This is a genomic window from Xenorhabdus ishibashii (assembly GCF_002632755.1).
Taxonomy (GTDB): Bacteria; Pseudomonadota; Gammaproteobacteria; order Enterobacterales; family Enterobacteriaceae; genus Xenorhabdus; species Xenorhabdus ishibashii.
Window position 1 is genome coordinate 2,718,850 of the sequence record NZ_NJAK01000001.1, and the last position, 20,149, is coordinate 2,738,998.

Genomic DNA, 20,149 nt, shown 5'->3' on the forward strand with positions numbered 1-20,149 from the left:
TAGGGGTAGGCAATGTGTGAATTACTTGGCATGAATGCCAACGTGCCAACAGATATCGTTTTTAGTCTGAGTGGTCTAATTCAACGTGGTGGGCATACCGGTCCGCATAAGGACGGTTGGGGGATCACCTTCTATGAGGGATTGGGGTACAGAACGTTTAAAGATCACCAATCTAGTTGTCATTCCCCTGTAGCTCAATTTGTACAGGGCTATCCGATCAAATCAGAAGTCATTGTGGCCCATATTCGTCAGGCAAACAGCGGTAATGTTTCCTTGGCCAATACTCACCCGTTTACCCGTGAACTGTGGGGAAGGTATTGGACTTATGCCCATAATGGTCAACTTAAGGGACACCATAAACTGAAAACGGGAAATTACCGGCCGGTGGGTGAAACGGACAGTGAATGGGCGTTTTGCTGGATATTACATCAATTATCGTTGAAATATCCTAAACGGCCTGCCAATTGGCCTGCGGTGTTTAAATTTATTGCTTCTTTGGCTGATCAACTGAGGGAAAAAGGTGTTTTCAATATGCTGTTGTCAGATGGGCAGTTTGTTATGGCTTACTGTTCAACTCAACTGCATTGGATTACGCGTCGTGCTCCTTTCGGCAGGGCTAAGTTGCTTGATCAGGATGTTGAAATTGATTTTCAGCAGCACACTCAGTCTGGGGATGTCGTGTCAGTGATAGCTACCCAACCTTTAACCGGTAATGAGGTTTGGCACCGTATTGAATCGGGTAATTACGTACTGTTTCATCTTGGAGAGAGAGTAGTTTGATACGCTGCTCCAAAAGGGCGACCGGTTTTCAGGTTTTACGTTAACAACATATCGCCCGCCTATTACGCTCACTGTGGCAGGAATATTATTTTGGTGCAGCTTCCATTAGATTCCTGCCAGAATATCTTTTTGATTTATCAAACTCTCTGCCCTTGTGAAGTTACTTTTTGATTGAAAATTGCCATGACGTAGGGAAAAGTGATAGAAACACTCGCCTTTATCGAGCAATTGACGGTTTAGCAGAGAAATTATTCTTATTTGCTTGAACTAAGTCACTTGATTAGTCAGACAGTCAGTGGGGGAGATGTTAGAATTACGCCGGTGAAAATTAAGAGAAACTTTGTAACGATTATCGGAGTGAATAACTTGAGACATATATTGCTCAAGGTTTTTTGTATTACTAGAGTCGCTGCATTACCTCACGGGAATACCGCAAGGTAGTCTGTAGTATATGATTTAACTGATAAACTTGTGCAAATCTTATGATTAAAATTAAAAAAGGACTCGACCTCCCGATAGCAGGAGCGCCTGCCCAAGTTATAGAAGATGGTCCAGCAATTCGCCATGTTGCTTTACTGGGTGAAGAATATGTTGGAATGCGTCCTTCTATGCTGGTTAAGGAAGGTGAGCATGTCAAAAAAGGGCAAATTCTTTTTGAAGATAAGAAGAATCCAGGTGTTGTTTTCACGAGTCCCGCGAGCGGGAAAGTTGTCACCATCGGGCGTGGTGAACGTCGTGTTTTGCAATCCGTTGTTATTGAAGTGAGTGGCGATGAGAAAGTCACATTTGAACGCTACGAGCGTGCTGAACTTACTGGCCTGAGTCGTGAACAAGTAGAGAAAAACCTGCTTACATCAGGATTGTGGACAGCGTTGCGTACACGTCCTTTCAGCCGTACCCCTGTCCCCGGTTCCACACCAAAGGCAATCTTTGTCACAGCAATGGACACCCAGCCATTGGCTGCTGACCCACTAGTCGTTATTGCAACTCAGGAAGAGGCTTTTGTTGATGGCCTGAATGTTCTGTCAACATTGACAGAGGGAAAAATCCACGTTTGCCACAGCGCTGGAAATATTCCAACAGTGAGAAATAACACTCAAATCACCTATAACCAATTTGCGGGTCCACACCCTGCCGGTTTGGTGGGTACGCATATTCACTTCATTGAACCTGTTAGTGCCCAAAAAACGGTTTGGCATCTGGGTTATCAGGATGTTATTGCTATCGGTAAGCTGTTTACTACAGGTGAGCTTTATACTGATCGTGTGGTGTCTCTGGCAGGTCCACAGGTTAAATCACCGCGCTTAGTACGTACTCGGTTGGGGGCTGATTTGCTGGAATTGACGCAAAATCAGTTGAAAGAGGGTGAAAACCGTATTATTTCTGGTTCCGTATTGTGCGGTATACAATCAGATGATGTTCGCCATTATCTCGGCCGTTTCCATTCGTTAGTTTCTGTGCTTGCAGAAGGGCGGGAAAAAGAGCTGTTCGGCTGGATCGCGCCAGGCATTAATAAATTCTCTATCACCCGCACCACCATCGGTCACTTCCTGAAAAAGAAACGTTTTGCTTTCTCAACCACGACAAACGGCGGGGAACGTTCCATGGTGCCAATTGGCAACTATGAGCGTGTCATGCCACTGGATATTATGGCAACTCACCTACTGCGTGACTTGCTTGCTGGTGATTCTGATAGCGCTCAGGCGCTGGGTTGTCTGGAGCTGGATGAAGAAGATTTGGCATTGTGTACCTATGTTTGCCCCGGCAAATATGAGTACGGTCCAGTACTGCGTGAAGTGCTGGCTAAGATTGAGTTGGAAGGGTAATTCATGGGCCTGAAAAATTTATTTGAAAAAGTAGAGCACCACTTTGAGGCCGGTGGCAAACTGGAAAAGTATTATCCTCTCTATGAGGCAGTGAGCACCGTTTTCTATACGCCGGGCACAGTGACGAAAGGCCGTGCCCATGTCCGTGATGCCATCGATCTCAAGCGTATGATGATCCTGGTGTGGCTGTCTGTTTTTCCCGCAATGTTTTGGGGCATGTATAATGTCGGGAATCAGGCAATACCTGCTCTGACTCATTTATACAATGGCGATGCCTTACAGCAGATTCTGGCTTCTGACTGGCATTATGCACTTGCTCAGTATCTTGGTGCGTCATTAACACCGGATGCGGGGTGGGGCAGTAAAATGCTGTTGGGAGCAAGCTACTTCCTGCCAATTTATGCGGTTGTCTTTGTCGTGGGTGGCTTCTGGGAAGTTTTGTTTGCCATTATCCGCAAGCATGAGATTAACGAAGGCTTTTTCGTCAGCTCCATTCTGTTTGCATTGATTGTTCCACCAACACTGCCATTGTGGCAGGCGGCTTTAGGGATTACTTTTGGCGTAGTCATTGCGAAAGAAATCTTTGGTGGTACGGGACGTAACTTCCTCAACCCTGCTTTGGCGGGACGTGCTTTCCTGTTTTTTGCTTATCCCGCCCAAATCTCAGGTGATTTGGTTTGGACTGCGGCTGATGGTTTCTCAGGGGCAACACCTTTGTCCCAATGGGCTACAGCGGGTAGTCATGGCCTGATAAATACTATTACCGGTCAACCAACCACCTGGATGGACGCTTTTATTGGTAACATTCCTGGCTCAATTGGTGAAGTCTCTACGCTGATGATTTTCATCGGTGGTGCCATCATCCTGTTCGCGCGTATCGCTTCATGGCGCATCGTTGCTGGTGTGATGATCGGTATGATTGCAACGTCTTACCTGTTTAATACCATTGGTTCTAGTACTAACCCAATGTTCGCTATGCCGTGGTACTGGCATATGGTGCTGGGGGGCTTTGCTTTCGGTATGATCTTTATGGCGACTGATCCTGTATCCGCAGCGTTTACGGATAAGGGGAAATGGGCATACGGTATTCTGATCGGTGCGATGTGTATTTTGATCCGAGTCGTAAACCCCGCCTATCCGGAAGGAATGATGTTGGCGATTTTGTTCGCTAATCTGTTCGCGCCACTGTTCGATTATCTGGTCGTACAGGCCAATATTAAGCGGAGAAAAGCCCGTGGCTAATGATAAACCAAAAAATAATGACAGCATCGGCAGAACATTCCTCGTTGTTTTTGTGTTGTGCCTTGTATGTTCGATTGTAGTTGCTGGTTCAGCCGTAGGTTTGAAAGCGCAGCAACAGGAGCAGAAGCTGCTGGATAAGCAGCGTAATATTTTGGATGTGGCTGGTTTGCTAAAACCTGGCATGACAACGGCAGAAATTAAAGAAATCTATAGCAGCCGTATTCAGCCTGAGTTGCTTGATTTGAAAACTGCAACGTTGGCAAAAAGCCGTGGCAACTTTGACCTGAATAATGCCCTGCGCAGTGACGAAACCAGTATTGCTTTGTTACCTGAGCAGGATCTGGCGAAGATCCGCCGCCGTGCCAATATGGCAGAAATTTATCTGGTTAAAGATGAAAATGGCAAAACGACGGAACTGGTTCTGCCAATATATGGTTCTGGCCTGTGGTCAATGATGTATGCCTTTATCTCCATTGATATCGATGGTGTCACATCCCACGGCATTACTTACTACTCTCATGGTGAAACCCCAGGTTTGGGAGGTGAGGTTGATAACCCACAATGGCGCAAGCAGTGGGTAGGTAAAAAACTCTATAACCCGCAAGGTATTCCGGCACTTAAGATAGTCCGTGGCGGTGCAGGTGATAACCCTTACGGTGTAGATGGGCTGTCTGGAGCAACCCTGACTTCTAACGGTGTTCAGCACATGTTTGATTTCTGGCTGGGTGATAACGGCTTTGGCCCGTTCCTGAAAAAAGTACGTGAGGGAGCCTTGAAAGATGGCTGATAGTAAAGAAATAAAACGCGTCCTGCTTGGGCCTCTGTTTGATAATAACCCAATTGCATTGCAGGTTTTGGGTGTGTGTTCAGCGCTGGCTGTTACCACCAAATTGGAAACTGCGTTAGTCATGACCCTTGCAGTTACGCTGGTAACAGCGTTTTCCAGCTTTTTCATTTCATTAATTCGTAACTACATCCCTGGCAGTGTGCGGATCATCGTACAGATGGCGATTATTGCATCTCTGGTTATCGTCGTAGACCAGATCTTGCGGGCTTATGCCTACGAAATTTCCAAACAGTTATCGGTGTTTGTTGGTCTTATCATCACGAACTGTATTGTTATGGGACGTGCTGAAGCCTATGCCATGAAAGCACCACCCGTTGAAAGTTTTATGGATGGTATCGGTAACGGTTTGGGCTATGGCGTCATCCTGTTGCTGGTTGGTTTCCTGCGTGAACTGTTTGGTTCAGGAAAATTGTTCGGTGTTACGGTGCTGGAATCTGTCAAGAATGGCGGTTGGTATCAGCCGAATGGCTTATTCCTGCTGGCACCGAGTGCATTCTTCATTATTGGCATGTTGATTTGGGGTTTGCGGACTCTGAAACCTGCGCAGGTTGAGAAGGAGTAACAAACAAAATGGAACATTATATTAGTTTGTTTGTCCGCGCCGTCTTTATCGAGAATATGGCGTTATCTTTCTTTCTCGGTATGTGTACGTTTTTGGCGGTATCAAAGAATGTTAAGACGGCCTTTGGCCTTGGTGTGGCTGTAACAGTTGTATTGGGAATTTCCGTGCCTGCCAATAACCTCGTCTACAATCTGGTACTCCGTGACGGGGCACTGATGGATGGGGTGGATTTGAGTTTCCTGAATTTCATTACTTTTATCGGGGTAATTGCTGCACTGGTACAAATTCTGGAAATGATATTAGACCGTTATGTTCCGGCACTTTATAACGCGTTGGGCATTTTCCTGCCGTTGATTACAGTGAACTGTGCGATTTTCGGTGGTGTTTCATTTATGGCACAGCGTGACTATAACTTCGGGGAGTCCATCGTATACGGTTTCGGTTCAGGTATGGGCTGGATGCTGGCAATTGTTCTGATGGCTGCTATCCGTGAAAAAATGAAATATGCGGATGTTCCGGCAGGTCTGAAAGGATTGGGGATCACCTTTGTCACCACTGGTTTGATGGCATTGGGCTTTATGTCCTTCTCCGGTGTGCAGCTATAAAGGCGAGAAGAATTCATGGATATAATCATTCTAGGCGTAGTCATGTTTACCCTGATTGTGTTGGTACTGACAGCAATGATTTTGTTCGCAAAATCTAAGTTAGTGAACACTGGGGATATTAAAGTTGAAATCAATGGCGATGAGGATAAAAGTTTCTCTGCTCCCGCCGGTGACAAGTTGTTGAGTATGCTTTCCAACCAGGGAATTTTCGTTTCCTCTGCGTGTGGTGGTGGTGGCTCCTGTGGTCAGTGCCGCGTGAAAATCAGGGAAGGTGGCGGTGATATCCTGCCAACGGAACTTTCCCACATCAACAAACGTGAAGCTAAAGAAGGTTGTCGTTTGGCATGTCAGGTCAATGTTAAACAAGACCTGAAAATCGAACTGCCAGAAGAAATCTTTGGTGTTAAGAAATGGGAGTGTGAAGTTATCTCCAACGATAACAAGGCCACTTTCATTAAAGAATTGAAGCTAAAAATTCCTGACGGGGAAGTGGTTCCATTCCGTGCTGGTGGTTACATTCAGATAGAATGCCCTCCCCATGTCGCCCGTTATGCTGATTATGATGTCCCTGAGGAATATCGCGAAGATTGGGATAAATTTAATCTGTTCCGTTATGTCTCTGAAGTCAAAGAACCAACGATTCGTGCGTATTCAATGGCGAACTATCCAGAAGAGCACGGCATTATCATGCTGAACGTGCGTATTGCAACACCACCACCAAGAAACCCAGATGTTGCTCCGGGTATTATGTCTTCTTATATTTGGTCGCTGAAATCAGGTGATAAGGTAACGATCTCTGGCCCATTTGGTGAATTCTTCGCGAAAGATACTGATGCAGAAATGATCTTTATCGGTGGTGGCGCGGGTATGGCGCCAATGCGTTCTCATATCTTCGACCAGCTTAAGCGGTTAAGCTCTAAGCGTAAGATCTCTTTCTGGTATGGTGCGCGTTCTAAGCGTGAAATGTTTTATACCGAAGATTTTGATCAATTGGCAGCAGAAAATGAGAACTTCACATGGCATGTGGCACTGTCAGATGCTCTGCCGGAAGATAATTGGGATGGTTATACCGGCTTTATCCACAATGTCCTGTATGAAAACTACCTGAAAGATCATCCGGCACCCGAAGACTGTGAATTCTATATGTGTGGGCCTCCGGTCATGAACGCTGCGGTGATTAAAATGCTGAAAGACCTTGGCGTAGAAGATGAAAATATCATGCTGGATGATTTCGGTGGCTGATGGTATACCCAATAAATTTGGGGTTGCAGCTAACATGATTTAACGACAAGCGCCCACAAAATGTGGGCGCTGACGATTCAGAAAGAGCCAAAATAAGCCAGAAAGAGTAAGTTATGCTGAATAAAAAAATGATCAACTGGGTGGCATTGCTGTTTACGACCATGATGCTGGTGGCATGTGGTGGCTCAGAACAGCAAAACCTGAATGGGCAGACGATGGGGACTTATTACTCCGTTAAATATGTTGCTGACTCGTCTGCACCTGCCCCCGAAAACTTGCAAAAAGAGATTGATCGTCTGCTGGAAGAAGTCAACGATCAGATGTCCACTTATCGACCAAATTCTGAATTGAGTCGTTTTAATCAAAGCCGTGAAGTGAACAAGCCTTTTCCAGTATCTGCCGCTACGGCGAAAGTGGTCAAAGAAGCTATTCGGATCAATAAGCTGACAGAAGGTGCACTGGACGTTACGGTTGGTCCACTGGTAAACCTGTGGGGATTTGGGCCAGAAGGGCGTATTACCAAAGCGCCGACGGATGAAGAATTAAAAACTCGCCGAGCCTGGACGGGGATCGATAATTTGTCTGTTGAAGGTAATAACTTAATTAAATCCATTCCTGAATTGTATGTTGACCTCTCTTCCATCGCCAAAGGTTATGGTGTTGATGTTGTCGCTGAGTATCTGGGATCTCATCACATCAAAAATTACATGGTTGATATTGGGGGGGAAGTTCGCACATCGGGCAACAATGGCAAAGGAAACCCGTGGCGGATAGCGATTGAAAAACCATCGGATAGTGGCATGGCTCAAAATGCTCAGGAGATCATTGAACCAGGTAATATGTCTGTGGCAACCTCAGGTGATTACCGCAACTATTTTGAACAGAATGGCGTGCGCTACTCTCACACCATTAATCCGCAAACCGGCAGGCCGATAACACATAATTTGGTTTCAATTACCGTGATAGCACCGACTTGTATGAGCGCTGATGGCTTTTCTACAGGCTTAGATGTACTCGGACCAGAGAAGGGCATGGAAGTGGCTGAGAAGCTGAATATTCCGGTCTTTATGATTGTTAAAACCAAAGACGGTTTTGAAGAGCGTTATAATACCGCCTTTAAGAAGGCATACTTACAGAAGAAATAAGAAAGGAGGAAAGGCGGTGGAAGTCTTTATTGCCACTTTTATCTTTTTCTTGCTGGCTTTTGCTGGCATGGCGTTAGGCTATATTTTTAAGCGCAAAAGCATTCAAGGAAGCTGTGGTGGCTTGGGAAGCATCGGCGTAGAAAAAGTGTGTGATTGTCCTGAACCTTGCGATGCTCGTAAAAAACGCATGGCGAGGGAAACTGCCCGTCAAGCACAGTTGGAGAAGCATCGTATTCTTTAATATTTTTTTACCGTCAAGCAACTTTGTTGTTAGAAAAAATGCCCTGCTGCCAGATAAACAGCGGGGTTTTTTGTTGTTTGTTCAGGGATGACTGTTCAATGTGTATTAAAAAGGTGGCATTCCTTGTGGGCTTGCTGCAAATAATTTTTCACTGAGCTTATTGAGATACCCAAATTTTCCGCAACTTCTTTATAACGCAAGCCTTGGAGTTGAGTGAGTAGAAATGTCTGCCGAACCTTTGCCGGAAGTTCATCCAGAGTCTTATCTATCTTTTCTAACTGTTCTAACAGCATAAGTTGATTCTCAGAAGAATTGGCTGAGATTTCAGGTTGTTCACTGACATAGTCCAGATAATTGTCTTCCAGTTTTTTCCTGCGCCAGTAATTGGAGAGGGTTCTGCGTGCTATTGTCATTAAAAAAGCTCTTGGCTGGCGGATATTTTCCAGATCCGAAGATTGCATCAATTTGATGAAGACCTCATGAACGAGATCTTCAGCCTGATTGGGATAAGCACTGTTTTGTCTGATCCAGTTGCATAACCAATGATGGTAATCGGTATAGAGTTTCTGGGTGATTTGATTGTGCTTAAATGTGCTTTTTTGCACCGCCATAATGATATTGCCTGATAGGATATAACTGATAATGGTTATTATTTGTATTTGATGAGAGGAAGTCAATGCAGCGTTTGGAAACCTAACCCTCTTAAGGTAAGAGGGTTAGGTATTGGAGGGTTAAGTATCAGTTAGAATTGCTGTGAAATGCTGAATTTATAATTCCGGCCAATACCTGAGACTTCCTCTCCTAAGTACGGAGAGTAATCACGGTTGAACAGGTTATCGATAGTGACTCGTGCTTCAAATCCTTTGATAAAATCAGGGCGCCAGCTTGCAAACAGACCGTGCAAGGCATAACCACTGCTCTTTGGTAGTGACCAATTTTTAACCAGTGGCTCTTTATCTTCTGGTGAACGATCTTGCTTACGGATAAAGTCACCTTTCCATCCCATTACCATCTGCCATTGTGGGAGCTTGAACCCTAACATGGCATGTGCAGAAGTTGGTGGTATTTCTACAAGCCAGGTTTTATGCTCTGACCATGGATCGCGCATAGAAGTATCACGCTGGCCACGCATTGTAGAGAAAGATAATTTTCCGAAGAGTGTGCGGCTGTCATAGAAGGTTTCTATTTCCAGCCCCTCGATGGTATATCCTGACAGGTTGCGATAGTTTGCTTGTGGTTTTTCACAGTTGTAGTACGGTACTAAGCCATCAGCTTGGGCTTTACAGTAAACTCCACGTTTTTTAAAGATCTCATCTTTACCACGGTTGCGGAATAAGGTGGTACGGATTTGTAGGCTATCATCTTCAAATACCACATTATTGAAGTCGAGAATTGCACCAAGGCGTATCCCTGTCATTCTCTCAACATCGAGATTACGGCTTGAGCCTCTAAGACTACCGATCCCTTGTACCTCATATTGTTCATCAACTACTGGTGCACGCCATGTACGGCTGACATCAGCAAACAGTGAAAGATTTTTATTGGTTTGCCACAAAATGCCCAAATGGGGTGACCAGCCAGTATAGGTTACACTGCTATAGTCATGATTGATTTCTGGTGATTTATCGTTGTATATGGATGCGTTATTTTCTTTACCCCTATTTTTGACATGATCATAGCGAACACCCGGTGTGACGGTGACGTTGCCTATTTTCAGGGAATCTTGAATATAGAAACTGTAAGTGAATTGATCGCCAGCAGGCATATAGCCTGGCTGATAATAACCATAGTTATAGTTTTTATACTTTATTTTGCTTTTATCGAACATCAGCACATTGCGTTCGTTTTTATGCAAGCGAGTGCCCACCAGTAATTCGTGTTCAATCATACCTGTTGAGAATACGCTTTTATTGTTGATATCAACCAGATTATCGATGTAATCAACCCAGCTTTTGTTTCCCATGGAAGAGCTGTAATTAGCTATGACATTTTCTGGACGATGGTCATTTTGCTTAGTTTTTGAATAAGCATAAATCATCGTCAGGTTCAGCCAAGGATTGTCCTCTGGAGCGATATTCCACTTGGCAGTGTAGTTTTGATCAATCTGATTACGAAAAACGAGTTTTCTCTTCCATGCACCATCCCAACCATATTTTTCTATATCGTAGGCTGAAGGAACATTCATTTTATCTCGTTTAGCTGCCCAAGGTTGCCAGCCATCTGATTCAGATCGCATAGCAGATAAACTTACCGTGTGAGCGTCACTGGGATAAAAGTTGGTTTTCAATAAATAAGATGTTTGGTTGTTTTGTGAAAACTCAAAACGTGTACCATCAGGGCGTTTAATATTGTGCCCATTGCGCTTGCTCACATAGAGCAATCCATCAGCAAAACCGTTAGGATCTCTGCCATATATTGCGCCACTATTGATCCACTGCCTGTCATTCGTGTGGTAGCTTTGTTTGACAAAGCCACCCCAATCTTCATCAGGGCGCAACAAATCGTTCGCATCTTTTGTCACAAGTTTGACCGAACCACCAAATCCACCATTTCCGTTGAGTAAATTGTGTGGCCCTTTATCAACCTCGACACGTTTGATTAACTCAGGCTCAATAAAGACGGAACCCTGACGATACTTTTCGAATCCTTTTGGCGCATCATCCAGAGTGATTTTGATATCTTCCTGGTCGCCCATGCCCCAGATATTCAGCGTTTGCCCGCCGGGACGCGGAGAGCCGGCCATTGAAACACCAGGAAGCTGCTCGAGTAACTGAGCAACATTATCGGCCTGGGTTCGGTCAATATCCGCCTTTTTGAGTACTGAACTTCCCGCACTGGTGCTGTTGTGTAAACTCTCAACAACGGAAAGTGTGGGTAATTTTATCACCTCATTTTTCTTTTCAGATTTTTGCTCTTTGGGATCTTCGATCGCGTAAGCAGTGCTGGAAAGTGCCGCTCCTAATATTAATGTCCCTGAAAGTGTACCTGTTAAAATTTTCTGAATCATGGTAGCGATTGGGCGTTTTTCTAATTTTTGACTATTATTTGCCATAAATTTCCTGAAATATGATCAAGTGAAATATTTTCAATGTAGTAAGTCACCTGATAAATCAAAAAAGGCAAATAAAAATGAGAATTATTTTTATTTGCTTATGGGGTTTTGGAAAGCATACCATACGATGGTGAAATTTAAGTCAAATTTCCTTAGTGTAAGGGGTTCGTCAATGAAGAAAAAGATCCTTGGTTCTCTGATCCTGGCAGGTATCGTGGCACTGATTGCTGGTTGTGATGACGCATCTAAAAAAGCGGAAGATCCAGTACAGCAAACGGAAGAAAGCGCAGTGCACAAGAAAACTGTGACTGAACAAACAGCCACGGATGTAACGGATAATGCAAAAGCAAAATCACAGGAGGTAAAGGAAAATGCTTCACGTGAAGACCATAGTTTGATTGATAAATCTAATGAAGCCGCTGAACAAATGAAATCCAAGGTAACGGATATACAGAATCAAGCGACTAAAACAGCGAGTGATGTGATGGAGGCTATGAAAGCGAAAACGGATGATATCCAGCATCAGGCTAATGATAAACTCGATCAGCTTTCAGGTGCCATGAAGTTGAAGACGGAAGAAATAAAGTCTGAGGCTGATAAAAAGGCGGATGATTTAATTAATCACCTTAAAGGCAATGGTCTTAAAGATGATGGTGATAAAAAAGAAGAAAATTAATTTATCTTCTTAATTCAAGATATTATTGGTATAAAGTGAATTGCATCATAAGGGTGATCTAAAAATGGTCACCCTTATTATTTTCAATCTAAACCAAGTCTTGATTTCTTATCCTAACTTGACTTGCTTATCTATCTAAAAGCAGGTTAGATGTAGACTTTGTAAATTATAATCAGGGTATGGTAATGGAAATAAAATATAGCACAGGAAGACAGAATTCCGAATTAATTCAGCAAGCATTTGCCATTCGCAAACAAGTATTTACGGATGAACAGGGATTTGATGCAGAGATTGATATTGATGAGTATGATGATATCGCTTTGCATGTGGTAGTATTTGATGGTGAAAAACCAATAGGCGTATTACGGGCGATCCTGAAAGATAATAACATACTCAAAGTTGGGCGTGTTGCAGTATTGAGACACTATCGCGGTCAGGGAGTAGGTCGTAAAGTTATGGAATTTATTGAAGATTATGGCAGAAGAAATAACATTGAGACTCTCGTTTTATCTGCACAATGCCATGCTCAGCCATTTTATGAAAGCCTCGGTTATCAAGTTCAGGGCGGGATTTATTTGGAAGAAGGTGCAGAACATATCTTTATGACTTTGAATTTAATATCGTAACAAGATAATTATTGCTATGGGTAATATAAATACGGGAAAAATGAGGGTTCAAATGATATTACGTGAATACCTCAATTTCCCATATTAGTGATTTATTCAGTTTTTGTGAAAATGCATTTTGATTAACTGTTTTTTACTCGTTGGCGGACAGGAACATCATTGGCAACATAATAGTTTGCCTGACTGCGGGGCAGAGGAGAAATTCCCCTGATTTTATCAGCAATTTTTTCAGCAATCATGATCGTTGTAGCATTTAAATTACCAGTAATAATTGTCGGCATGATAGAGGCATCAATCACCCGCAAATTTTCAATGCCATGCACACGTCCTTGACCATCCACAACCGCCATTTCATCTGTCCCCATTTTACAACTGCATGATGGATGAAATGCAGTTTCAGCATGTTCACGAATAAAGGCATCTAACTGTTCATCGGTTTGAATTTCAACACCTGGGCTGATTTCACGTCCGCAATATGGCGCCAGCGCTGGTTGCGCCATAATTTCCCGCGTAATGCGAATAGCAGCCCGGAACTCCTGCCAATCTTGTTCTGTTGACATGTAGTTAAATAAAATACTCGGATGCTGACGCGGGTTCCGTGATTTAATTTTAACTCGCCCCCGACTTGGTGAGCGCATAGAGCCGACATGAGCTTGAAAACCATGTTGATTGACAGCATTGCTGCCGTTGTAGTTAATCGCAACGGGCAGGAAGTGAAATTGAATATTTGGCCAGGCAAATTTTTCGTGGGTACGAATAAAGCCACCTGCTTCAAATTGGTTGCTGGCACCAATACCTGTCCCTTTGAATAACCATTCAGCACCAATTTGGGGTTGGTTATACCATTTCAATGCGGGATAGAGGGAGATAGGTTTGAGGCATTCATATTGCAAGTACATTTCAAGGTGATCTTGTAAGTTTTGTCCAACGCCTGGCAACACGTGCACCGCAGGAATACCAAGATCATTTAATATTTCTTCGGGGCCAATACCTGAACGTTGCAGAATTTGTGGAGATGCGATCGCACCCGCGCAGAGTAAAACTTCTTTACGTGCTTTTGCCAATGTTAAATTTGAACTATTGCCTTGATAAAAATTGACGCCAACGGCTGTCTTTCCTTTAAATTCAAGGGTATCAGTCAAAGCATGGGTCATGATAGTGAGGTTGGGGCGTGATCGTGCTTGATCTAAATAACCACGGGCTGTACTGGAGCGGCGTCCCTGAGGGGTAACGGTGCGATCCATTGGACCAAACCCTTCCTGCTGATAGCCATTCAGATCGTCAGTACGTGGATAACCCGCCTGAATACCTGCTTCTACCATAGCGTGAAAGAGTTCATTATTACCTGCCTTGGGTGTCGTGACACTGACAGGCCCATCGACACCATGATAGTCATTTTCGTCAATATCTCTTGATTCAGCTTTACGAAAATAGGGAAGGCAATCAAGATAGGTCCAATCTTCCAGACCAGATTGTGTTGCCCAATGATCAAAATCCAGCGGATTACCACGGATGTAGCACATGCCATTGATAAGTGATGATCCACCCAACCCCTTACCGCGCCCGCATTCCATGCGCCGGTTATTCATGTGAGGTTCGGGATCGGTTTCATAAGCCCAGTTATAACGGGTTCCCTGCAAGGGATATGCCAGAGCTGCTGGCATTTGAGTACGGAAGTCAAATCGATAATCTGGCCCGCCAGCTTCCAGTAGCAGAACCGTCACATTAGGATCTTCCGTTAAACGAGTTGCAAGTACATTACCCGCTGAACCAGCACCGATAATAATGTAATCAAAAACCATTGTTATCTCCTCTGTTTCAGGCGTGAATTAAAATAGGGATTCAAAGTTACCTAATTCCACCTGTATTGATTTGGTTTGCGTGTAATTTTGTAGTGTAACCAGCCCATTTTCCCGACCAATACCAGAATGTTTATAGCCGCCGACAGGCATGGCTGCCGGAGATTCTCCCCAGGTATTGATCCAGCAGATCCCTGCTTCTAGCTGGTGGATCACGCGATGTGCGCGGGAAATATCTTTGGTGACTAATCCAGCACCGAGGCCATAATGTGTGTTATTGGCTCGGTTAATGACTTCATTTTCTGTTTCATAAGTCAGGATAGACATCACGGGTCCAAATATTTCTTCCTGTGTGATCAACATATCATCGGTACAGTCACTGAATACGGTTGGTGCAACAAATGCACCTTTCGCCAGTTCGCCTTCCAGCAGGCGCTTGCCGCCACAAAGCAGACGGGCATGACTGTTTTTGCCACTTTCGATATAGCGTAAAACAGACTCCATGTGTGGGAAGCTCACCAGAGGGCCAAAGTTAGTGTTGGGATCGAGAGGCGAACCAATGCGAATGCGCTTAACACGTTCAAGAATTTTTGCTTCAAATTGTGGTAGCAAGGTTTTGGGAACAAAAACCCGTGTTCCGTTCGTGCAAACCTGACCTGAACTAAAAAAGTTTGCCATCATGGCAATATCAGCAGCACGATCCAGATTGGCATCATCAAAAATGATCAGCGGAGATTTGCCCCCCAATTCCATTGTGACTTCTTTGAGGGTTGAACCTGACGCATTTGCCATAACTTTTTTACCGGTCACAATGCCACCGGTAAAAGATATTTTGGCGATTTTAGGGTGAACAGTCAGATAATGCCCGACTTCATGGCCGGTGCCAGTCAAGACATTGAAAACACCATTTGGCAAACCGGCTTCGGTATAAATTTCAGCCAACTTCAAGGCGGTGAGAGAAGTGACTTCACTGGGTTTGAAGATCATGGCATTGCCGGCAGCCAGAGCGGGGGCTGATTTCCAAAGGGCAATTTGAATAGGGTAGTTCCATGCACCGATACCTGCTACGACGCCCAATGGTTCACGGCGCGTATACACGAACGAGGATTCACGTAATGGGATCTGCTGGCCTTCAAGAGCCGGAATTAAACCAGCATAGTATTCCAGTACATCGGCGCCTGTGACGATATCAACCTGTTGGGTTTCAGAAAAGGGTTTGCCGGTATCCAGTGTTTCCAATTCAGCCAGTTCATCATTGCGTTCACGCAAGATATTCACCGCCTTGTGTAAGATCCGTGAACGTTCCACCGCAGTCATGGCGGCCCAGATTTTCTGTCCTTTTTTGGCGCTTTCAACTGCCAAATCAACATCTTGTTCTGTGGCAGACTGAAATTGAGCAATAACTTTGCCATTAGCTGGGTTAATTGCGTCAAAAATTGTATTATCAGGATTGGTGCTATCTACATAAGCACCGTGGATATAAAGTTTTTGTAATCCAAAGTGGGTCATAGATTCTCCTTAAGCGTCTATCTATTAGGTGATAAGTCAGGGCTTATCAGATAGTTCGAGTTTCTGTTCGATGTAATCGATAGTAATTTTGAATGCCCCTGCTATATCAAAAGCCTTCCGGCTTAGTGCACTCCGCAGCCAAATGCCGTCAATCAATGCCGCAAGACCTTGCGCTGCCAGCCGTGCTTCTGCTTTTGGCATGGTACGTTTAAATTCAACACAAAGATTGGAATACAAACGACGCTCATTGATTTGTTGTAACCGATACAAATTCGGTTGATGCATGCTACTCGCCCAGAATGCTAACCAGGTTTTCATTGCTGCGCTGTTGATTTGGCTGGGATCAAAATTCCCTTCGACGATAGCTTTCAACCTTTGCGCGGGAGTTGCGTTATCGAGCAGGCATAATCGGCGTGCTACAGCCATTTTTAGCTGATGCAATAGATAATGCATGGTCGCTTCCAGTAAGCCGTCTTTATCCTTGAAATAGTGACTGATAATACCGTTGGAAACTCCCGCTTTTCGGGCTATTTGCGCAATAGTTGCTTCTTGCATTCCAACTTCATTTACAACGATTAATGTTGCATCAATGAGTTGTTGCTTTCTTATCGACTGCATTCCAATTTTTGGCATGATTTTATGCTCAGAAAATCAATTATTCGGACAGTATTAAACTTTTTTTTAATTGAATGTTCAATCAAAATTAAATATGTTTTATCACAATAATTTTACAATAAAGGAGCTATTTTATTTAATGTGTTTTAAATTTTGTATTTAATTCAAGTTGTTATGTGGTTTAAGCTTTTCACGTGTTTCAATGCTATTAATTTCAGGAACTGCCTATGAATACACAAGACAGTCCAAAAAACACCCAGAAAGATACGCTGAATTCTGTCGTTTTTTTTACTTCTGCCGGACTGATTATTGCATTTTCTCTGTTCACTATTTTTTTCACAGATGCAACAAGCGTTTGGATAAAAAATACACTAAATTGGGTATCTAAAACTTTTGGTTGGTACTATTTACTGGCCGCGACACTTTACATTGTGTTTGTTGTTTTTGTTGCGGCTTCCCGTTTCGGTTCAATCAAATTGGGACCGGAGCAATCTAAGCCGGAATTCAGTTTGCTGAGTTGGGCGGCTATGCTGTTTGCCGCTGGGATTGGCATTGATTTGATGTTTTTCTCTGTGGCCGAACCTGTTACGCAATACATGCGACCGCCAACGGGTCAAGGAGAAACGATTGAAGCAGCTCGTCAGGCGATGGTGTGGACACTGTTCCATTATGGCCTGACGGGCTGGTCTATGTACGCTCTGATGGGAATTGCACTAGGATATTTTAGTTATCGTTATAATTTACCCTTGACTATCCGTTCGGCACTTTATCCTATTTTCGGTAACCGCATTAAAGGCTCAATTGGTCATGTGGTAGATATTGCGGCAGTAATAGGGACAATTTTTGGTATCGCAACGACGCTGGGAATTGGCGTTGTGCAGTTGAATTATGGACTGAAAGTTCTTTTCGGGTTACCGCAAGGATTGGGGGTTCAGGGCGGTTTGATATTATTATCTGTGGTGATAGCCATTATCTCTGTGACTTCTGGCGTAAACAAAGGCATTCGATTTTTGTCTGAATTAAATGTCCTGCTGGCGCTCGGCTTGGTCTTGTTCATTTTGTTTATGGGCGATACTGAGTTTCTGCTTAACGGATTAGTGCAGAATATCGGGGATTATATCAGCCGTTTCATGGGCATGACGCTGAACAGTTTTGCGTTTGAACGTCCAACTGAATGGATGAATAACTGGACGCTATTTTTCTGGGCATGGTGGGTGGCCTGGTCGCCGTTTGTCGGATTATTCTTGGCGCGCATTTCCCGTGGCAGAACCATACGTCAGTTTGTGATGGGAACATTAGTCATTCCATTTGTTTTTACACTGCTGTGGCTATCGATTTTTGGTAACAGTGCGTTGTATGAAATTCTTCATGGTAATCGTCAATTAGCGGAGACAGTGTTACAACACCCAGAACAAGGTTTTTACAATTTGCTGTCACTTTATCCGGCATTCACATTTAGTGCTTCTGTGGCCACCATTACCGGACTACTTTTTTATGTTACATCGGCGGATTCTGGCTCGTTAGTGCTAGGAAATTTCACCTCTAATCTGAGTGATATTAATAATGATGCTCCGAATTGGTTGCGTGTTTTTTGGTCTGTGGCAATTGGTGTATTAACGTTAGGGATACTCATGACTGATGGCATTTCTGCTTTGCAAAATACCACGGTCATTATGGGGTTGCCGTTTAGTTTTGTGATCTTCTTTGTGATGGCAGGGCTATATAAGTCTTTGCGGGTGGAAGATTTCCGCAAAGCCAGTTCGTTGCACAATACATCCCCTACGCTTATCCATGACAATGGTTCATTGAACTGGAAGCAGCGCCTCGGCCGCATGATGCATTTTCCTGGCACGAAAAACACCCAGCGAATGCTGGATATGGTGTGTCGTCCGGCTATGCTGGAGGTTGCTAAAGAGTTGGTGATGCGTGGTGCGAAAGTGCAGTTTAATGCACTGCCAGCCAAAGAAAACAAGCGACTGAATCCACTAGAATTGATTGTTGATTTAGGTGATGAACAGAATTTCATCTATCAAATCTGGCCACGACGTTACTCTGTGCCTGGATTTACCTATCGAGCGAGATCGGGCAAATCTTACTATTACCGATTAGAAACTTTTCTTATGGAAGGAACGCAGGGCAATGATTTGATGGACTATACGAAAGAGCAAATTATTAGCGATATTCTTGATCACTATGAAAAACATCTGAATTTTATTCACTTGAACCGAGAAGCGCCGGGGCAGACATTGATTTTTCCTAGTGGGTAATCAACAAACATATGAAATAAACGTCGCCTTCGTAAAGTGATTTAGCCGATATCACGTTTCAAGCCAGTTTCTGTGAAACGTGATTTTCTCTTCTTAATGTTTAATCTTCATCACGAACGGGTGTTTGTGCATACAAAAGATCGGCGGCACGATGGCAAAGTTCTGTAAATATGGCGATTTCCCCTTGGGACATATTAGACGCTACAATATCAGCCATGTTATGTCTGCTGGACTCGGCTCGTTGCAAAAATTTTAGCCCTTTTGGGCTCAATTTAGTGACCAGCTCGCGTTTATCGCTTTCCCCTGCTTCTTGTTTAATAAGCTCTTTATCTTTTAGCAATCTCAGAATCTTAGATATTTTAGAGCGAGTAAAACCGAGCTTTTCGCCAATCACCGTAGGATTCATCGGCTGATATTGTCGAAGTAAATGTAAAATATCATATTGCGCCCATGAAATACCCTCAGGATTTGTAATGGTTCTTCTCGCAACAAGAACGCACTGAAGCCTGCTCAATGCATCTTCAAAAGGTGTTACGGTAGTATCATAAGTATCTTGATTATCTGTTTTCATGTGGACTCTTTATAACCTGAATGTTGAATAAAAAACCGAGCTAATCGCCTGTCCCATAAATAAAATTTTATAACGGAAAATGATTTTTATAGGGCAGGCTCGTAAATATCCACTTATTTACGATTATGAACAGTCAAAATCAAGAGAAAATAGCTGCTCGGTTAAGAACATCCTCATAGTCGTGTAATTCTTTAATTTTACCGTTGTTCAATTTAAACACATTAACATATAAGCAATAGAAATCTTTCTTATGTGGCAACGTCTTACCATTCAAGCGATATTCAACGATAAAAATATCAGGATTATCTGTAGGGTACAGTTCTACATCCTGAACAGAAGTAAAAATCAGAGGCGCCTGACCAAAACTTGCTGAATAATGCTCAAGTATCAGTGACTGGCTCTCAATAGTATCGCGACTGGTGCGAAATGGTAACCTCAGGATACCATCGTCACAAAATAGAGCCGCAAGTTTTGTTGGTGACTTTTCCAAAACAGCTTCTATATATTTATCGAACACAACTTTAAACATTATTTCTCCTTAGTG

19 protein-coding genes are annotated in these 20,149 nt (G+C 43.6%); 12 read left to right on the top strand and 7 right to left on the bottom strand.

Annotated features, from left to right (window positions below; genetic code table 11):
• Window positions 1-12 precede the first annotated feature (12 nt).
• The 9 genes from Xish_RS12985 (at window position 13) to nqrM (ending at window position 8,490) form a co-directional block, all read left to right on the top strand.
• Window positions 13-780 carry a class II glutamine amidotransferase gene (locus tag Xish_RS12985; protein WP_099118203.1) on the top strand — a complete coding sequence of 256 codons (768 nt, stop codon included), beginning with the start codon at window positions 13-15 and terminating at the stop codon, window positions 778-780.
• A gap of 482 nt (window positions 781-1,262) precedes the next feature.
• The gene (locus Xish_RS12990) at window positions 1,263-2,606 is read left to right on the top strand and encodes a Na(+)-translocating NADH-quinone reductase subunit A (protein WP_099118204.1); all 1,344 of its coding nucleotides are present in this window, start codon (window positions 1,263-1,265) and stop codon (window positions 2,604-2,606) included.
• Window positions 2,607-2,609: 3 nt separating this feature from the next.
• Complete coding sequence (locus tag Xish_RS12995; RefSeq protein ID WP_099118205.1) at window positions 2,610-3,848, top strand: NADH:ubiquinone reductase (Na(+)-transporting) subunit B; 1,239 nt, start codon at window positions 2,610-2,612, stop codon at window positions 3,846-3,848.
• Entirely contained in the window at window positions 3,841-4,635 is a 795-nt protein-coding gene (locus Xish_RS13000; protein WP_099118206.1) for a Na(+)-translocating NADH-quinone reductase subunit C, read from the top strand. The genes Xish_RS12995 and Xish_RS13000 overlap by 8 nt, the downstream gene beginning before the upstream one ends.
• Window positions 4,628-5,257: an NADH:ubiquinone reductase (Na(+)-transporting) subunit D gene (locus Xish_RS13005; protein WP_074023613.1), complete on the top strand. Its 630-nt coding sequence runs from the start codon at window positions 4,628-4,630 to the stop codon at window positions 5,255-5,257. The genes Xish_RS13000 and Xish_RS13005 overlap by 8 nt, the downstream gene beginning before the upstream one ends.
• A gap of 8 nt (window positions 5,258-5,265) precedes the next feature.
• Window positions 5,266-5,862 carry an NADH:ubiquinone reductase (Na(+)-transporting) subunit E gene (gene nqrE / locus Xish_RS13010; RefSeq protein ID WP_086107962.1) on the top strand — a complete coding sequence of 199 codons (597 nt, stop codon included), beginning with the start codon at window positions 5,266-5,268 and terminating at the stop codon, window positions 5,860-5,862.
• 15 nt (window positions 5,863-5,877) lie between these two features.
• Window positions 5,878-7,104: an NADH:ubiquinone reductase (Na(+)-transporting) subunit F gene (nqrF, locus tag Xish_RS13015; RefSeq protein WP_099118207.1), complete on the top strand. Its 1,227-nt coding sequence runs from the start codon at window positions 5,878-5,880 to the stop codon at window positions 7,102-7,104.
• Between the two features lie 161 nt (window positions 7,105-7,265).
• On the top strand, window positions 7,266-8,249 hold the full coding sequence (locus tag Xish_RS13020) for an FAD:protein FMN transferase (protein WP_425275031.1): 984 nt from the start codon (window positions 7,266-7,268) through the stop codon (window positions 8,247-8,249).
• 67 nt (window positions 8,250-8,316) lie between these two features.
• Window positions 8,317-8,490: a (Na+)-NQR maturation NqrM gene (gene nqrM, locus Xish_RS13025; RefSeq protein WP_167383288.1), complete on the top strand. Its 174-nt coding sequence runs from the start codon at window positions 8,317-8,319 to the stop codon at window positions 8,488-8,490.
• 95 nt (window positions 8,491-8,585) lie between these two features.
• Here the strand turns inward: nqrM and Xish_RS13030 are convergent, their stop codons facing one another.
• On the bottom strand, window positions 8,586-9,101 hold the full coding sequence (locus Xish_RS13030; RefSeq protein WP_099118209.1) for a sigma-70 family RNA polymerase sigma factor: 516 nt from the start codon (window positions 9,099-9,101) through the stop codon (window positions 8,586-8,588).
• 131 nt (window positions 9,102-9,232) lie between these two features.
• A complete protein-coding gene (locus Xish_RS13035; protein WP_208614819.1) occupies window positions 9,233-11,542 on the bottom strand; it encodes a TonB-dependent hemoglobin/transferrin/lactoferrin family receptor in 2,310 nt (769 codons plus the stop codon).
• A gap of 172 nt (window positions 11,543-11,714) precedes the next feature.
• Between Xish_RS13035 and Xish_RS13040 the strand changes: the two genes are divergently transcribed.
• Both Xish_RS13040 and Xish_RS13045 read left to right on the top strand, forming a co-directional pair.
• A complete protein-coding gene (locus Xish_RS13040; RefSeq protein ID WP_099118210.1) occupies window positions 11,715-12,218 on the top strand; it encodes a hypothetical protein in 504 nt (167 codons plus the stop codon).
• Window positions 12,219-12,403: 185 nt separating this feature from the next.
• Window positions 12,404-12,844, top strand: coding sequence for a GNAT family N-acetyltransferase (locus Xish_RS13045; protein WP_099118211.1), 441 nt, complete (start codon window positions 12,404-12,406; stop codon window positions 12,842-12,844).
• Between the two features lie 122 nt (window positions 12,845-12,966).
• Here the strand turns inward: Xish_RS13045 and betA are convergent, their stop codons facing one another.
• The 3 genes from betA to betI are packed head-to-tail and all read right to left on the bottom strand — an operon-like array spanning window position 12,967 to window position 16,785.
• The gene (gene betA, locus Xish_RS13050; protein ID WP_099118212.1) at window positions 12,967-14,646 is read right to left on the bottom strand and encodes a choline dehydrogenase; all 1,680 of its coding nucleotides are present in this window, start codon (window positions 14,644-14,646) and stop codon (window positions 12,967-12,969) included.
• Between the two features lie 27 nt (window positions 14,647-14,673).
• Entirely contained in the window at window positions 14,674-16,152 is a 1,479-nt protein-coding gene (gene betB / locus Xish_RS13055; protein WP_099118213.1) for a betaine-aldehyde dehydrogenase, read from the bottom strand.
• A 36-nt stretch (window positions 16,153-16,188) separates the two neighbouring features.
• Complete coding sequence (betI, locus tag Xish_RS13060; protein ID WP_099118214.1) at window positions 16,189-16,785, bottom strand: transcriptional regulator BetI; 597 nt, start codon at window positions 16,783-16,785, stop codon at window positions 16,189-16,191.
• Between the two features lie 209 nt (window positions 16,786-16,994).
• On the opposite strand from betI, the gene Xish_RS13065 reads away from it, so the two are divergent.
• Entirely contained in the window at window positions 16,995-19,034 is a 2,040-nt protein-coding gene (locus tag Xish_RS13065; RefSeq protein WP_099118215.1) for a choline transporter, read from the top strand.
• Between the two features lie 100 nt (window positions 19,035-19,134).
• On the opposite strand, the gene Xish_RS13070 is transcribed toward Xish_RS13065, so the two are convergent.
• Both Xish_RS13070 and Xish_RS13075 read right to left on the bottom strand, forming a co-directional pair.
• Window positions 19,135-19,605 (bottom strand): MarR family winged helix-turn-helix transcriptional regulator, encoded by a 471-nt coding sequence (locus tag Xish_RS13070; RefSeq protein WP_099118216.1) that lies wholly within the window; start codon window positions 19,603-19,605, stop codon window positions 19,135-19,137.
• A gap of 139 nt (window positions 19,606-19,744) precedes the next feature.
• Window positions 19,745-20,134 (bottom strand): nuclear transport factor 2 family protein, encoded by a 390-nt coding sequence (locus Xish_RS13075; RefSeq protein WP_099118217.1) that lies wholly within the window; start codon window positions 20,132-20,134, stop codon window positions 19,745-19,747.
• Between the last annotated feature and the right edge of the window lie 15 nt (window positions 20,135-20,149).

Excerpts from the sequence above, each read along its gene's own strand:
- Xish_RS12985 (WP_099118203.1), top strand. The coding sequence starts at position 13 with ATGTGTGAATTACTTGGCATGAATGCCAACGTGCCAACAGATATCGTT.
- Xish_RS12990 (WP_099118204.1), top strand. The coding sequence starts at position 1,263 with ATGATTAAAATTAAAAAAGGACTCGACCTCCCGATAGCAGGAGCGCCT.
- Xish_RS12995 (WP_099118205.1), top strand. The coding sequence starts at position 2,610 with ATGGGCCTGAAAAATTTATTTGAAAAAGTAGAGCACCACTTTGAGGCC.
- Xish_RS13005 (WP_074023613.1), top strand. The coding sequence starts at position 4,628 with ATGGCTGATAGTAAAGAAATAAAACGCGTCCTGCTTGGGCCTCTGTTT.
- nqrE (WP_086107962.1), top strand. The coding sequence starts at position 5,266 with ATGGAACATTATATTAGTTTGTTTGTCCGCGCCGTCTTTATCGAGAAT.
- nqrF (WP_099118207.1), top strand. The coding sequence starts at position 5,878 with ATGGATATAATCATTCTAGGCGTAGTCATGTTTACCCTGATTGTGTTG.
- Xish_RS13020 (WP_425275031.1), top strand. The coding sequence starts at position 7,266 with ATGATGCTGGTGGCATGTGGTGGCTCAGAACAGCAAAACCTGAATGGG.
- nqrM (WP_167383288.1), top strand. The coding sequence starts at position 8,317 with ATGGCGTTAGGCTATATTTTTAAGCGCAAAAGCATTCAAGGAAGCTGT.
- Xish_RS13030 (WP_099118209.1), bottom strand. The coding sequence starts at position 9,101 with ATGGCGGTGCAAAAAAGCACATTTAAGCACAATCAAATCACCCAGAAA.
- Xish_RS13035 (WP_208614819.1), bottom strand. The coding sequence starts at position 11,542 with ATGGCAAATAATAGTCAAAAATTAGAAAAACGCCCAATCGCTACCATG.
- Xish_RS13040 (WP_099118210.1), top strand. The coding sequence starts at position 11,715 with ATGAAGAAAAAGATCCTTGGTTCTCTGATCCTGGCAGGTATCGTGGCA.
- Xish_RS13045 (WP_099118211.1), top strand. The coding sequence starts at position 12,404 with ATGGAAATAAAATATAGCACAGGAAGACAGAATTCCGAATTAATTCAG.
- betA (WP_099118212.1), bottom strand. The coding sequence starts at position 14,646 with ATGGTTTTTGATTACATTATTATCGGTGCTGGTTCAGCGGGTAATGTA.
- betB (WP_099118213.1), bottom strand. The coding sequence starts at position 16,152 with ATGACCCACTTTGGATTACAAAAACTTTATATCCACGGTGCTTATGTA.
- betI (WP_099118214.1), bottom strand. The coding sequence starts at position 16,785 with ATGCCAAAAATTGGAATGCAGTCGATAAGAAAGCAACAACTCATTGAT.
- Xish_RS13065 (WP_099118215.1), top strand. The coding sequence starts at position 16,995 with ATGAATACACAAGACAGTCCAAAAAACACCCAGAAAGATACGCTGAAT.
- Xish_RS13070 (WP_099118216.1), bottom strand. The coding sequence starts at position 19,605 with ATGAAAACAGATAATCAAGATACTTATGATACTACCGTAACACCTTTT.
- Xish_RS13075 (WP_099118217.1), bottom strand. The coding sequence starts at position 20,134 with ATGTTTAAAGTTGTGTTCGATAAATATATAGAAGCTGTTTTGGAAAAG.